Source organism: Mesorhizobium sp. B1-1-7, from assembly GCF_006442705.1.
Classification (GTDB): domain Bacteria; phylum Pseudomonadota; class Alphaproteobacteria; order Rhizobiales; family Rhizobiaceae; genus Mesorhizobium; species Mesorhizobium opportunistum.
Genome location: NZ_VFWQ01000011.1, coordinates 87,662 through 102,274, shown reverse-complemented (window position 1 = coordinate 102,274; position 14,613 = coordinate 87,662). Strand labels below are relative to the sequence as shown.

General features: G+C 62.7%; 14 protein-coding genes. 5 read left to right on the top strand and 9 right to left on the bottom strand.

The genetic code is table 11. The annotated features are described in order from the left end of the window. The first annotated feature begins 107 nt into the window (after positions 1–107). On the top strand, positions 108–1,319 hold the full coding sequence (locus FJ978_RS19970; RefSeq protein ID WP_023764159.1) for an NADP-dependent isocitrate dehydrogenase: 1,212 nt from the start codon (positions 108–110) through the stop codon (positions 1,317–1,319). 70 nt (positions 1,320–1,389) lie between these two features. Then, on the top strand, positions 1,390–2,016 hold the full coding sequence (locus tag FJ978_RS19965; RefSeq protein ID WP_140573416.1) for a glutathione S-transferase family protein: 627 nt from the start codon (positions 1,390–1,392) through the stop codon (positions 2,014–2,016). Between the two features lie 235 nt (positions 2,017–2,251). Here the strand turns inward: FJ978_RS19965 and alaS are convergent, their stop codons facing one another. Together alaS and recA are read right to left on the bottom strand one after the other, a co-directional pair. Next, positions 2,252–4,918, bottom strand: coding sequence for an alanine--tRNA ligase (gene alaS, locus FJ978_RS19955; RefSeq protein ID WP_140573415.1), 2,667 nt, complete (start codon positions 4,916–4,918; stop codon positions 2,252–2,254). A 262-nt stretch (positions 4,919–5,180) separates the two neighbouring features. Next, complete coding sequence (gene recA / locus FJ978_RS19950; protein ID WP_013895892.1) at positions 5,181–6,281, bottom strand: recombinase RecA; 1,101 nt, start codon at positions 6,279–6,281, stop codon at positions 5,181–5,183. 280 nt (positions 6,282–6,561) lie between these two features. Between recA and FJ978_RS19945 the strand changes: the two genes are divergently transcribed. Both FJ978_RS19945 and FJ978_RS19940 read left to right on the top strand, forming a co-directional pair. Continuing rightward, positions 6,562–7,506, top strand: a complete 945-nt coding sequence (locus tag FJ978_RS19945) for a carbohydrate kinase family protein (RefSeq protein WP_140573414.1) — start codon at positions 6,562–6,564, stop codon at positions 7,504–7,506. Between the two features lie 73 nt (positions 7,507–7,579). Then, positions 7,580–8,497 (top strand): pseudouridine-5'-phosphate glycosidase, encoded by a 918-nt coding sequence (locus FJ978_RS19940; RefSeq protein WP_140573413.1) that lies wholly within the window; start codon positions 7,580–7,582, stop codon positions 8,495–8,497. A gap of 25 nt (positions 8,498–8,522) precedes the next feature. On the opposite strand, the gene FJ978_RS19935 is transcribed toward FJ978_RS19940, so the two are convergent. Continuing rightward, positions 8,523–8,846, bottom strand: a complete 324-nt coding sequence (locus FJ978_RS19935; RefSeq protein ID WP_023776292.1) for a TfoX/Sxy family protein — start codon at positions 8,844–8,846, stop codon at positions 8,523–8,525. Positions 8,847–8,938: 92 nt separating this feature from the next. Between FJ978_RS19935 and FJ978_RS19930 the strand changes: the two genes are divergently transcribed. Further along, complete coding sequence (locus tag FJ978_RS19930; protein WP_140573412.1) at positions 8,939–9,436, top strand: GFA family protein; 498 nt, start codon at positions 8,939–8,941, stop codon at positions 9,434–9,436. Between the two features lie 134 nt (positions 9,437–9,570). Here the strand turns inward: FJ978_RS19930 and sufA are convergent, their stop codons facing one another. The 6 genes from sufA to sufC form a co-directional block, all read right to left on the bottom strand. Next, on the bottom strand, positions 9,571–9,951 hold the full coding sequence (sufA, locus tag FJ978_RS19925; protein ID WP_140573411.1) for a Fe-S cluster assembly scaffold SufA: 381 nt from the start codon (positions 9,949–9,951) through the stop codon (positions 9,571–9,573). 96 nt (positions 9,952–10,047) lie between these two features. Then, positions 10,048–10,536: a DUF4375 domain-containing protein gene (locus FJ978_RS19920; protein ID WP_140573410.1), complete on the bottom strand. Its 489-nt coding sequence runs from the start codon at positions 10,534–10,536 to the stop codon at positions 10,048–10,050. A gap of 12 nt (positions 10,537–10,548) precedes the next feature. After that, positions 10,549–10,941 carry an SUF system Fe-S cluster assembly protein gene (locus FJ978_RS19915; protein WP_140573409.1) on the bottom strand — a complete coding sequence of 131 codons (393 nt, stop codon included), beginning with the start codon at positions 10,939–10,941 and terminating at the stop codon, positions 10,549–10,551. A 5-nt stretch (positions 10,942–10,946) separates the two neighbouring features. Continuing rightward, positions 10,947–12,188, bottom strand: a complete 1,242-nt coding sequence (locus tag FJ978_RS19910) for a cysteine desulfurase (protein WP_140573408.1) — start codon at positions 12,186–12,188, stop codon at positions 10,947–10,949. A 188-nt stretch (positions 12,189–12,376) separates the two neighbouring features. Then, positions 12,377–13,645 (bottom strand): Fe-S cluster assembly protein SufD, encoded by a 1,269-nt coding sequence (sufD, locus tag FJ978_RS19905; protein ID WP_140573407.1) that lies wholly within the window; start codon positions 13,643–13,645, stop codon positions 12,377–12,379. A gap of 25 nt (positions 13,646–13,670) precedes the next feature. After that, positions 13,671–14,426 (bottom strand): Fe-S cluster assembly ATPase SufC, encoded by a 756-nt coding sequence (gene sufC / locus FJ978_RS19900; RefSeq protein ID WP_013895901.1) that lies wholly within the window; start codon positions 14,424–14,426, stop codon positions 13,671–13,673. Positions 14,427–14,613: the final 187 nt, after the last annotated feature.

Genomic DNA, 14,613 nt, shown 5'->3' with positions numbered 1-14,613 from the left:
GATCGCCGTTTGCGCGGCCAAAAGCGCTTTGATATACGGGCGGCATCCCCCGGCCGAACGCCACACGGGCAAGGCCGTCCATATCCCAGCAACGAGGCATTCTTTCCATGGCGAAGATCAAGGTGGCGAACCCGGTCGTCGAACTCGACGGCGACGAGATGACCCGCATCATCTGGCAGTTCATCAAGGACAAGCTGATCCACCCTTATCTCGACCTCAAACTCGAATATTACGACCTCGGCATCGAGCATCGCGACGCCACCAATGACCAGGTGACGATCGATTCGGCCAACGCCATCAAGAAATACGGTGTCGGCGTGAAATGCGCGACGATCACGCCCGACGAGCAGCGCGTCGAGGAATTCAAGCTGAAGAAGATGTGGAAGTCGCCGAATGGCACCATCCGCAACATCCTCGGTGGCACGATCTTCCGCGAGCCGATCATCATGAAGAACGTACCGCGCCTGGTGCCCGGCTGGACCAAGCCGATCATCGTCGGCCGCCATGCTTTCGGCGACCAGTACCGCGCCACCGATTTCCGCTTCCCCGGCAAGGGCAAGCTGACCATCAAGTTCGTCGGTGAGGACGGCCAGGTGATCGAGCACGATGTGTACGATGCGCCCGGCGCCGGCGTCGCCATGGCCATGTACAATCTCGATGAGTCCATTCGCGAGTTCGCCCGCGCCTCGCTGAACTACGGCCTGCTGCGCAACTATCCGGTCTACCTGTCGACCAAGAACACCATCCTCAAGGCCTATGACGGCCGCTTCAAGGACATTTTCCAGGAAGTCTACGAGGCCGAATTCGAGGCCGAGTTCAAGTCGAAGAAGCTGTGGTACGAACACCGCCTGATCGACGACATGGTGGCCTCCGCCCTGAAATGGTCGGGCGGCTATGTCTGGGCCTGCAAGAACTACGATGGCGACGTCCAGTCCGACACGGTGGCGCAAGGCTTCGGGTCGCTCGGCCTGATGACCTCGGTGCTGATGACGCCGGACGGCAAGACGGTGGAAGCCGAAGCCGCGCACGGCACCGTCACCCGCCACTATCGCCAGCACCAGAAGGGCGAAGAAACCTCGACCAACTCGATCGCCTCGATCTTCGCCTGGACGCGTGGCCTGGCCCACCGTGCCAAGCTCGACGACAATGCCGAGTTGAAGCGGTTTGCCGACACGCTGGAGAAGGTCTGCATCCAGACCGTCGAGAGCGGCTTCATGACCAAGGACCTGTCGCTCTTGATCGGCCCCGACCAGCCCTGGCTCTCGACCACCGGCTTCCTCGACAAAATCGACGAGAATTTGCAGAAGGCGATGGCGTAAAACACCGGCAGTTCTAGATGCGAAGGCTCCGAAAGGAGCTTTCGCTTTTTAGGCCACCGAGAGCGAAAACATGACCAAGCCAATCCTCTACGGCGCGGATTACAGCGTCTATGTGCGCATCGCCCGGATGGCGCTGGAGGAGAAAGGCGTCGACTACGAACTCGTGCCGGTCGATATCTTCGCCGCCGAGGGCATCCCCGCCTGGTATCTCGAGCACCATCCTTTCGGCCGCATCCCGGCTTTCGAGCATGACGGGTTTCGCGTTTTCGAGACCAATGCGATTGCCCGCTATATCGACGAGGCCTTCGACGGACCGGCGCTGCAGCCTGCCGACGCGCGCAGCCGCGCCAGGATGGGCCAGATCATCGGCATGCTCGACGCCTATGCCTACCGGTCAATGGTCTGGGATGTCGCCGTCGAGCGGCTGAAAAAGGAAGCGGCGGATGAGGCTTTGATCGCTGGCGGGCTGCGGCAAGCGGAGACGGTGCTCAACGTGCTGACCTCGCTGACGACGGAGGGACCATGGTTGCTCGGCGAGCAGCTGACACTGGCCGATCTGCATGCTGCGCCGATCATTGCCTATTTCGTCAAGGTCAGCGAGGGGCAAAAGCTGCTGGCGCGGTTCGCGGATATCCGGGACTGGTATGCGCGCATTGCGGCGTGGCCGAGCTTCGTTCGGACTGAAAAAGTCGGCTGACAAGTGTTGAGACGTCTGCGGGACAGTGCCCCCCTCTGTCCTGCCGGACATCTCCCCCACTTGGGGGGAGATTGGCAGCGTCCGCTGGCGCGCCTATTCCGGCGCGGTTGTTTCCACGTGGGAGATTGGCGAAAGCCGATGCGACGTCCGATCTCCCCACTCGTGGGGGAGATGTCCGGCAGGACAGAGGGGGGCGCTGTCCCTCCAACCATTGCAATAAATTCAGCCCACTTGCCTACACCGCCTCGAGCGCCGCCTTCACAGCCGCAATCGCGTCGTTGGCCTTCGACGCATCCGGGCCTCCGGCTTGGGCCATGTCCGGCCGGCCGCCACCGCCCTGCCCGCCCAACGCGGCCGAGGCCACTCGGACCAGGTCGACGGCGCTGAAGCGGCCGACGAGGTCGTCGGTGACGGCGACGACGACGCTGGCCTTGTTGTCCTCGCCGGCGCCTACGAAGACGACGACGCCGGAGCCGAGCGACGTCTTGCCGGCATCGGCCAACGGCTTCAGGTCCTTCGGCGACACGCCCGAGACCGTCTTGCCGAGGAAGCCGACACCCGCGACCGTCTCGTTTTCAGAGGGCGCGCCGGCCGCGGCACCGCCGCCCAGCGCCAGCTTCTTGCGCGCTTCGGTCAATTCCTTCTCGAGCTTCTTGCGCTCTTCGAGCAGCGTCTCGACGCGCGCCGGCACATCGGCCGGCGAAATCTTCAACACGGCTGCCGTCGCCTTCAAACGCCTGTCCTGCTCGTCGAGATGTTTGCGCGCGGCTTCGCCGGTCAATGCCTCGATGCGGCGCACGCCGGCGGCGACGGCGCTGTCCGACACGACACGCACCAAACCAATATCGCCGGTCGCCCGGACATGGGTGCCGCCGCAGAGTTCGACCGAATAGGGTCGGTTGGCCTTGGCGCCGTGCACACCGGTGCCCATCGAGACGACGCGCACCTCGTCACCGTATTTCTCGCCGAACAGCGCCATCGCGCCCTCCGCGATGGCGTCGTCGACGGACATCAGGCGCGTGGTCACCGGGCCGTTCTGGACGACGATCTCATTGGCCATGCGCTCGACCTCTTCGAGGTCCTCCGGTGAGATCGGCTTGTTGTGCGAGATGTCGAAACGCAGGCGCTCGGGCGCGACCAGCGAGCCCTTCTGCGCGACATGGGTGCCCAGCACCTCGCGCAGCGCCTCATGGATCAGGTGCGTCGCGGAGTGGTTAGCCCGCAGCCTGGTGCGGCGCGCATGGTCGACCTTGAGCTCGACAGCAGCACCCGTATTGACGGTACCGCTTGCCACCTTGCCGAGATGCACGAACAGCCCGTCGGCCTTTTTCTGCGTGTCGGAGATCTCGATCGAAAACCCTTCGCCCGAGATGATGCCGGTGTCACCCATCTGGCCGCCGGACTCGCCATAGAACGGCGTCTGGTTGACGACCACCGCAACGGCGTCGCCCTTGCCGGCGCTGTCGACGGTCTTGCCGTCCTTGACCAGCGCTTGGACGAGGCCTTCCGCCTGCTCGGTCTCGTAGCCGAGGAACTCGGTGGCGCCGGTCTTTTCACGCACGGAGAACCAGACCGTCTCGGTGGCGGCCTCGCCGGATCCGGTCCAATGCTTGCGCGCCTCGGCCTTCTGCTGCTCCATCGCATTGGTGAAGCCGGCAAGGTCGACCGAGATGCTGCGCTGGCGGAGCGCGTCCTGCGTCAGGTCGAGCGGAAAGCCGTAGGTGTCGTAGAGCTTGAAGGCTGTCTCGCCGTCCAGCATGTCGCCGGCCGTGAGTGTTTCCGTCGCCTCCGAGAGCAGGCCGAGGCCGCGCACCAGCGTTTTGCGGAAGCGCGTCTCCTCGAGCTTCAGCGTCTCCGTGATCAACTGTTCGCCGCGCAGCAGTTCGGGATAGGCCTGGCCCATCTCACGCACCAATGCCGGCACCAGCTTCCACATCAGCGGCTCGTTCGCGCCGAGCAACTGAGCGTGGCGCATGGCGCGGCGCATGATGCGGCGCAACACATAGCCGCGACCTTCGTTCGACGGCAGCACACCGTCGGCGACCAGGAAGGAGGACGAGCGCAGGTGATCGGCGATGACGCGGTAGGACGCCACGGCTTCCGCATCGGGAGCGCGCCCGAGTGCGGAGGACGCCACGTCGATCAGGTGCCGAAACAGGTCGGTCTCAAAGACGCTTTCCACCCCCTGCAGGATGGACGCCATACGCTCCAGGCCCATGCCGGTGTCGATCGACGGGCGCGGCAGGTCGATCCGCTCCTCCTTCGTCACCTGTTCATACTGCATGAACACCAGGTTCCAGAATTCGAGGAAACGGTCGCCATCCTCTTCGGGACTGCCGGGAGGACCACCCCAGATGTGCTCGCCACGATCGATGAAGATTTCCGAGCACGGGCCGCAAGGACCGGTGTCGCCCATCGCCCAGAAATTGTCCGAGGTCGGGATGCGGATGATGCGGTCGTCCGAAAAACCGGCGATCTTCTTCCAGAAGCCGGCGGCCTCATCGTCGGTGTGATAGACGGTGACCAGCAGCTTGTCCTTCTTCAGCCCGAACTCCTTGGTGATCAGGTTCCAGGCAAGCTCGATGGCGCGTTCCTTGAAATAATCGCCGAAGGAGAAATTGCCGAGCATCTCGAAGAAGGTCAGGTGGCGCGCGGTATAGCCGACATTGTCGAGGTCGTTGTGCTTGCCGCCGGCGCGAACGCTCTTCTGAGCAGTCGTGGCGCGCGAATAGGGCCGCTTCTCCAGGCCGGTGAAGACGTTCTTGAACTGCACCATGCCGGCATTGGTGAACATCAATGTCGGGTCGTTGCGCGGCACGAGCGGGCTCGAGGCGACGACCTCGTGGCCCTCCCTGCGGAAATAGTCGAGGAATGTCGACCGGATTTCGTTCACGCCACTCATGACTGCTGCCTTTTTTCGCGAAAACCGCCGGCGACCCGGCGGAAATGGGCTCTGCTTTTTCCAGAGATAGATTGGGCCTTTTAGCGGGCACGCTTCACCCTGTCCAGAAACACGGAATTGGGCCAATCCACCAGCTTGCCGGCAGCCCAAAAACAAAAACCGCCGGCTCGAAGGCCGGCGGTTTTGGACGCGGTACTAAAGAACTCGATTACATAAGCATTGGATCATAGGCAGGAATTATGGCCGAACTCCGGCCATTGGCCTACATTGCGCCGGCTTCATCCTCGAAACCGTCGTCCCCATTGCCCTCGGAGCCACCATTTTCGAGGAATTTCTCGGCGATCAGCCCGGCATTCTGCCGCAGCGCCAGTTCGATCTCACGCGCCGTATCGGGATTGTCGCGCAGGAACAGTTTTGCATTTTCGCGGCCCTGGCCGAGACGCTGCGAATTGTAGGAGAACCAGGCGCCCGATTTCTCGACCACGCCGGCCTTGACGCCGAGATCGACCAGTTCGCCGGTTTTGGACACGCCTTCACCGTACATGATGTCGAACTCGACCACCTTGAAGGGCGGCGCCAGCTTGTTCTTGACCACCTTGACGCGTGTCTGGTTGCCGACGACCTCGTCACGGTCCTTGACCGAACCGATGCGGCGGATGTCGAGGCGCACCGAAGCGTAGAACTTCAGCGCATTGCCGCCAGTGGTGGTTTCGGGCGAGCCGAACATGACGCCGATCTTCATGCGGATCTGATTGATGAAGATGACCATGGTGTTGGAGCGCGAGATCGAGGCGGTGAGCTTGCGCAGCGCCTGGCTCATCAGACGGGCCTGCAGACCGGGCAGCGAATCGCCCATCTCGCCTTCGATTTCGGCGCGTGGCGTCAGCGCCGCGACCGAATCGACCACCAGCACGTCGATGGCGCCGGAACGCACCAGCGTGTCGCAGATTTCCAGCGCCTGCTCACCGGTGTCGGGCTGCGAGATCAGGAGGTTTTCGAGATCGACGCCAAGCTTACGAGCGTAGACCGGATCGAGCGCATGCTCGGCATCGACGAAGGCGCAGATGCCGCCCTTTTTCTGGGCTTCCGCCACCGTGTGCAGCGCCAGCGTCGTCTTGCCCGAGCTTTCCGGCCCGTAGATCTCGATGATGCGGCCGCGCGGCAGGCCACCGACGCCAAGCGCGATGTCGAGGCCGAGCGAGCCCGTCGGCACCGTCTCGATCTCGACGACCTGCTCGTTCGCGCCGAGCCGCATGATCGAGCCCTTGCCGAAAGCCCGCTCGATTTGCGACAGCGCCGCATCCAGAGCCTTTGATTTGTCCACTGCCTTATCCTCTACAAGCCGCAAAGAATTCTGAGCCATGATACATCACCCCTTGGTCGTCAATGAAGGCCGGACAATCCGTAATCCCTACCATTTTGTACCTTTTTTGTTCTCGTTTGGCAAGAGGGATCAAACATCTGAAAAACAAGCGATATCCGGATTTGTTCTTTTTTCGTACCAAGAGATCGAACAGCAATGCACCTCGCATTGGGCCAGACAGCTCGATTGTTTCGGTTCGCCGAATCGCTGCCTTGCGTGCGAAACTCCATCCGCAGCCTAACGCTTGTGCGGCAGGAATAACAAAGGGCATATCGCCGGCATGGTGAAATCCGCAAAGATACTGGCCGTGGGCGGCGCCCATATCGACCGGCGTGGCCAGGTGTCCGGCGCCTATGTGCCCGCCGCGTCCAATCCCGGCACGATGCGCGAGGATGTCGGCGGCGGCGTCTTCAATGCATTGCGCAGCACAGTGCGGCGCGGCGTGTCGGCCTCCCTGATGTCGATGCGCGGCGGCGATGCGGCGGGCGACACCGTTTCGCGCGCCATAGCGGAAGCTGGCATCGCCGATCTGTCGGCGGTGTTCCTCGACCGAACCACGCCGAGCTACACGGCGCTGATCGACCGCGAGGGCGAACTGATCGTCGGCTTTGCCGACATGGCTCTCTACGACCTGGCGTTTCCCAAGCAGATCAGGCGTTCCAAGGTGCGGGAGGTGGTCGCGGCCGCCGATGCCATCTTGTGCGACGCCAATTTGCCGTCCTCGGCGCTGGAGCGGCTCGTCGCACTCGCCGCGGGCAAGCCGGTGTACGCGATTGCCATTTCGCCGGCCAAGGTGGTGCGGCTGATGCCGGTGCTCGGCGCGCTGGCGCTGGTCTTCATGAACCGGAGCGAGGCCATCGTGCTGGCGGGCGTCAACGCAAACGCCACGAATAAGGATGTCGTCGACGGGCTGCGCTGCAGCGGTCTCAGAAACGGTGTGGTCACGGCAGGTGGCGGCGCGGTGCTGGGTTTCGACCAAGCAGGCGCCTTTTCGATCCTGCCGCCTGCCCCGAGAAAAATCGCCGATGTCACAGGAGCCGGCGACGCATTGGCGGGCGCAACGATCGCGGCCTTGCTGCGCGGTCTGCCTTTTCGCGAGGCCTTGCGCGACGGCGTCGCGGCGGCGACGCTGGCCATCGAAAGCGCCGATGCCGTTCCCGATTTCAGCGAGGCATCCTTCGTGCAAGCACTGGCCCTTGTGCCGGATGCGCAGGAAGTGGCATGAGACCGGCAAATTCATGGTCCGCAGCGCCGGCTAGCGTCGAGATAGATGCGGGCGCTTCAGCTTGGAGATCCAGATGAACCCGGAAACCGCCCACCCCTTCATCGACGTCCACGCGCCGGTGGCGCGGGCCCTCGCCGCCGGCCAACCGGTGGTGGCGCTGGAAAGCACCATCATCACCCATGGCATGCCCTACCCCGACAATGGCGCCATGGCGGCGGATGTGGAAAAGATCATCAGTGACGGCGGCGCCGTGCCGGCGACGATCGCCGTGGTCGGCGGCCGCATCAAGATCGGCCTCTCGGATGGAGAGCGGGAATCGCTGGCCATGACGGGTGACGCCATGAAGCTGTCGCGCGCCGATCTCGGCTTCGCCGTCGCGCAAGGGCGCACCGGCGGCACCACGGTCGCCGCCACGATGATCGCGGCGCACATGGTCGGGATAAAAGTATTCGCCACCGGCGGCATCGGCGGCGTGCACAAGGGGGCGGAAAAGAGTTTCGATATCTCGGCCGACCTCGACGAACTGGCGCGCACGCCGGTCATCGTCGTCTCGGCCGGCGCCAAGGCGATCCTCGACATCGAAAAGACGCTGGAAGTACTGGAGACGCGCGGCGTGCCTGTCGTCGGCGCTGGCTGCGAGACGATGCCGGCCTTCTGGTCACGGCAGTCGCCGTTCCGCGCGCCGCTGACCCTGCATGGACCCGAAGAGATCGCGCATTTCTTCCGGACCAGGGCTGCACTGGGCTTGAGTGGCGGCATGCTGATCGCCAATCCAGTGCCGGAAAACCACGAAATCCCGGCTGAAGAGATGGCGGGGTACATCGAGGCGGCTCAGAAGGCGGCAGAGGCGCTCAATGTGACGGGCAAGGCGGTGACGCCGTTCCTGTTGTCGAAAATCCTCGAACTGACCGGCGGCCGCAGTTTGAAGACCAACATCGCGCTGGTTGAGAACAATGCACGGCTGGCGGCGCGGATTGCGAAGGCGCTGTAGGGCGGCCAATGTCGGCAAGTTGGCATCACTTCCCAGCTCTTCGCCCCGCCTCATACGCGCGGCGCGCCCACACCGTCATCTCGTCGGGATCATCGAAAGCACTGTCTGGAACGCTCCAATAGGGCATGGCGACCAGCTTGCCGTGGCGAGAGCCGGTGTAGGTCCATTGCTTGCAGCCGGCAGCTTCGAAATCGGGCGCGCTTTGTTCGTCGGCCTTCAGCAGCAATTCGCCGCGCAGCACGATGGCGACGATGACGCCGTCGAAATAGATGCCCTTGCCGCCGAACAGCTTGCGGATGCTGACCGGGCCGAGGCCTTCGAACAGTTCGGCGATGCGTTCGTTGTCCATGCCGCGATCATGTCATCGGCGTCAGGCCTTGTCATCGCCGCAACCAAAATCATGCTGACAGGTTGAAAGAGGATCGATCGGAGTTTCCCGCCATGCCTGCCCTGCTCAAAGGCTCGTGCCGTTGCAATGCCATCCGTTTCGAGGTGGAAAGCCACACACCGGTGCCGTTCATGCTGTGCTACTGCTCGATCTGCCGCAAGCAGCAGGGCGGCGGCGGTTTCGCCATCAATCTCGGCGCCGACAACGAGACCTTGAACATAAGGGGCAAGCGAAGCCTTGGCGTCTACAGGGCGGAGATCGAGGACGACGAGCATCCGCATTGCGAAGTCTCGACCGGCGAGCGCAATTTCTGCAAGAAATGTGGATCAGCACTTTGGCTCTACGACCCGACCTGGCCGGAGCTGGTGCATCCCTTCGCCTCGGCGATCGACAGCGACCTGCCGAAACCGCCTGAAAAGGTGCATCTGATGCTGAAATACAAGGCGAACTGGGTCGAGCCGGATGTCGGCAAAGGCGACAAGACTTTTGACGTCTATCCCGAGGAATCGATCGCCGACTGGCACAAGCGGACGGGGATGTGGGTGGAGTGAGTTCCTTCTCCCCGTTTTACGGGGAGAAGATGCCGGCAGGCAGATGAGGGGCGGAGCTAACTCTGGAGAGGCTGGCGCGGCCCCTCATCCGGCCCTTCGGGCCACCTTCTCCCCGTGAACGGGGCGAAGGAAGATCAGGCCGAAGCGCGTGCCTCGGCCAGCGCCTTCAGGTCGGCCGGCTTCAGCTCGACGGATTCGCCGCAGCCGCAGGCCGAACTCTGGTTCGGGTTGTGGAAGGTGAAGCCGGTGCGCAGCGTCGTCTGCTCGAAATCCATCTCGGTGCCGAACAGGAACAGCGCAGCCTCCGGTGCCACATAGACATGGGCGCCGTCGCGCTCGATGTGGTCGTCCTTGGTGTTGGGCTCGGTCACCAGGTCGACCGTGTATTCCATGCCGGCGCAGCCGCCCTTCTTGATGCCGAGGCGGATGCCATGCGCGTTCTCACGCGTGGCGACGATCTCGCGCACCCGGTCGGCGGCCCTTTCGGTCATGGTGATGACGGCAAAGCGTCCCATTCTTTTTCCTTCTCCATTCCATGCAGGTTCAAGGCCTGCCGAATGATTCCTCACCTAAAATGGTGAAGAATGTCAGCCAGCGCAACCCCGGCCCGTTCAATGTGCCTTCGACAGCAATTGGTTGGCTTGCCGCTGAAGTACCTCGTTCATTCCTATCGGATGGCTGTCTTCTGCCGCATAGAACTGATCCGTCACCTCGTCGAATGCTGTCTCCGGCAATTCGTCCATCATGTTCATTCTGGCAAGGCGATCTTGAGGGAAGTCTGCGCCAAAAACCATCAATGCACTTCTGGTAGCTTCGGCATGGCCTGGCAGGCCAAGGATCTGCATCGCGGATATGGCCCGCTCCACCGTAACTCCAAAGGAATTGTAGAAATATTGGTGGAAGCCTCCATTCAAGACATCACCGAGTAGCAAGTCGGCACAAAGAACGTCGGCAACGTCGGCGGGCAACTCTCGCATGACCGCCTGAAACTCGATTGCGCTATTGCACGCATTTAGAAACCTGTCCCCACCCCAGCGCTGCATGAGTTTCATAGTTGCAGGCGGCATGAATTCGGGAACGTCTATTTCCCATTCCTCCACCTGCAGGCCCCTTCAGTACCAGCCCACCGCCACCTGCGCCTCTTCCGACATGCGGTCGGGCGACCAGGGCGGATCGAAGGTCATGTTGACCTCGACGCCGGAGACGCCTTTGACGGCACCGACGGCATTTTCGACCCAGCCCGGCATTTCGCCTGCCACCGGGCAGCCGGGGGCGGTCAGCGTCATATCGATCTTGACCGAGCGGTCGTCCTCGATGTCGATCTTGTAGACAAGGCCGAGCTCGTAAATATCGGCGGGGATTTCCGGGTCGTAGACCGTCTTCAGCGCGGAGACGATGTCGTCGGTCAACCGCGCCAGTTCGTCGGCGGGAATGGCGGACGCCGAAACCACGGCGTTGGCGGCGGTTTCCGCGGTGGTCTCGGCAGTGGGGCTCGCGTCATCCATCATCGTCACCCGAAGAACTTGCGCGCTTTTTCAAGCGCTTCAGCCAAAGCGTCGACTTCGGCCCTGGTATTATACATGCCGAACGATGCCCTGCATGTGGAGGTTACGCCAAAGCGTTTCAACAGCGGCTGGGCGCAATGGGTGCCGGCGCGGACCGCCACGCCTTGCCTATCTATCACCATCGACACGTCATGGGCATGAATACCCTGGAGTTCGAACGATATGATGGCGCCCTTGCCTGGAGCGTCGCCGAAAATGCGCAGCGAGTTGATGGCGCGCAGCCGTTCATGAGCATAGATCTTGAGGTCTTCCTCATGCGCGGCAATGCGCTCGCGGCCGATTTTTTCCATATACTCCAGCGCGGCACCGAGCCCGATCGCTTGGACGATCGGCGGCGTGCCGGCCTCGAAGCGGTGCGGCGGCTCATTGTAGGTGACGATGTCTTCCGTCACCTCCTCGATCATCTCGCCGCCGCCCATGAAGGGGCGCATGCCCTGGAAAATGTCCTTCTTGCCATAGAGCACGCCGATGCCCGAGGGCCCATAGACCTTATGGCCGGTGAAGACGAAGAAGTCGCAGTCGAGGTCCTGGACGTCGATGGGCATATGGACAGCGCTCTGGCTGCCATCGACGAGCACCGGAATGCCCCGCGCGTGCGCGATGCGCACGATTTCCTTGATCGGGGTCACCGTGCCCAGCGCGTTCGACATCTGGGTGATGGCGACAAGCTTGGTGCGGTCGGTCAGGCGCTTCTCGAATTCCTCGATGTGGAAGATGCCGAGATCGTCGACCGGCACCCAGACCAGTTTCGCGCCCTGCCGCTCACGGATGAAATGCCAGGGCACGATGTTGGAGTGGTGCTCCATGATCGACAGCACGATCTCGTCGCCCTCGCCGATGTTGGGCATGCCATAGCCATAGGCGACCGTGTTGATGGCCGACGTCGTGTTCGAGGTGAAGACGATGTTGTCGGTACTTGGCGCGTTGAGAAAACGACGCACCGTTTCCCGCGCCTTTTCATAGGCGTCGGTGGCCGCATTGGACAGGAAATGCAGGCCGCGATGGACGTTGGCATATTCCTGGGAATAGGCATGCTGGATCGTATCCAGCACCACCTGCGGCTTCTGTGCCGAGGCGCCATTGTCGAGATAGACCAGCGGCTTGCCATAGACTTCCCGCGACAGGATGGGGAAGTCGCGGCGGATCGCCTCGACGTCGTAAGGGATGTTTTCGACTTTCTGGTCCATTTCAAAGTCCTTGCCGTCCAAGGCCGCGTTCCTCGCAACACCCCTCATCCGACCGAGCTTCGCTCGGCCACCTTCTCCCACAAGGGGAGAAGGAAGAGCGCCCAACCTTCTCCCCTTGTGGGAGAAGGTGGATCGGCGCATAGCGCCGAGACGGATGAGGGGTGGCTTTGCCGGGCCCCATCCAATAATTACCCGTGCGCCACGAACCAGCTGTCGAGCCGCGCCTCGAGCGCGTCGACGATCGCTTCGTCGTCCAGTTCCTCGATCACCTCGGCGACGAATGCCTTGACCAGAAGGCCCCGGGCGCTCTTCTCGTCGACACCGCGCGCCATCAGGTAGAACAGATGGTCGTGGTCGATCTCGGTGACCGTCGCGCCGTGGCCGCAGACGACGTCGTCGGCGAAGATTTCGAGCTCGGGCTTGGTCGAGAACTCGCCGTCGTCCGACAACAGCAGCGTGTTGCAGGCCATCTTGGCGTTGGTCTTCTGCGCATACTGATGGACGTTGATGCGGCCCTGGAAGACGCCGCGCGCCTTGCCCGTCACCACGTTGCGGACGATCTCGGTCGAGGTCGTGTGCGGCACGGCGTGATCGAGCACCATGGTCACGTCGGTGTGGGTGTCGCCAGCCAGCAGATTGATGCCGCGCAGCTTGAAATCGGCGCCTTCGCCGGTTGTCCTGACCACGATCTCCTGGCGCACCAGTCTGCCGCCGGCATTCATGACGAACAGGGTCAGCTTCGCGTCCTTGCCGATATGGGCCTTGAACTGCGCCAGATGCGTCGCCGTCTCCGGCTGTTCCTGGACGATCAGCCACGTCACCTCGGCGCCCTCGCCGAGCACGAGTTGGCTGACCGAGCTGGTCAACGCCGCGCCCTCGCCGGCCTGGCGTTCGACGATGACCGCCTTGGCGCCGGCGCCAACACGCACCGGCAGGCGTACATGCGTCTGGCCGCCGGCCTGCAAATTCTGCAATTCGATCGGCTTTTCCAGTTCGGCACCGTCGGCGATGTCGACAAAATACCCATCGGCGACGAATGCCGTGTTCAGCGCCCCGATGGCATCGTCGCTGCCATAGGGATCGAGCCCCGGCGCGATGCTGCCGTCGGTCAGCTTTTCCGACAGGCGCTCAACGGTGACGCCGTCCACAGCCGGCGTCTTCGCATCGGACTTGCCGTTCAGGATCGCCAACACGGCAGAGCCTTCGACGATCGGCGCGACGGCCTTGGGGGCGGCGGCCGGATCGAAGTCCGGCACCGCGTTCAGCAGCCGGCGAAGGTCCGTGTAGTGCCAGGACTCGACGCGCCGCGTCGGCAGGCCGTGCTTGATCGCTTCAATGGCGTCGTCGCGCTTCAGCATCACCGCGCCGTCGCCCGGCAGCAGCGACAGCCGGTCGCCGAAGGCGTCGATCAACGCCGTCTCGGCCGGTGTCCGCTGGGGTTGTGTGTGAATATTCATCAGTTTGACCTTGCCTTCTGGCATCTCACGCGGCTTGCCCGATCACGCCGGCATAGCCGTTGGCTTCGAGGTCGAGCGCCAGCGATTTGTCGCCGGACTTGATGACCTGGCCCTTGTAGAGCACGTGCACGCTATCGGGCACGATGTGTTCGAGCAGGCGCTGGTAATGAGTGATGACCAGGAACGCCCGGTCCGGCGCGCGCAGCGCGTTGACGCCATCGGAAACGATCTTCAGCGCATCGATGTCGAGGCCGGAATCGGTCTCGTCGAGCACGCAGAGCTTCGGCTCCAGGAGCTTCATCTGCAGGATCTCGGCACGCTTCTTCTCGCCGCCGGAGAAGCCGACATTGAGCGGCCGCTTCAGCATCGCCATGTCCATGCTGAGCGAGGCGGCGGCTTCCTTCACGCGCTTCAGGAATTCCGGGATCTTCAGCGGCTCCTCGCCGCGCGCCTTGCGCTGCTCGTTCATGGCCACTTTCAAGAATTCCATGGTCGCCACGCCCGGTATCTCCATCGGATACTGGAAAGCGAGGAAGATGCCCGACGTCGCGCGCTCGGCCGGATCCATTTCGAGGATCGACTGGCCATTGTACAGGATGTCGCCCTCGGTCACCTCATAATCCTCGCGGCCGGCGAGGATGTAGGACAATGTCGATTTGCCCGAGCCGTTCGGGCCCATGATCGCGGCGACCTCGCCGGCTTTTACCGTCAGGTTCAGGCCGCGGATGATTTCGGTGCCGTCATCGACGATGCGGGCATGGAGGTTTCTGATTTCAAGCATTTCCATTCGTCCTATCAGTAGCCGTCTGCCTGGCTAAACTCGATTCAACAACTGCTTCAAGGCTTCCCAAAGCCCCTGCCAAAAGCCATCCGGCGAGTAGGCCGCAGCGAGCAGCGCTATTCCTATCGCGCACAGCCAGAATGCGAGGCCCAGGCCCGCTTCCCAGTTATCCACTCGATCCCGCAGG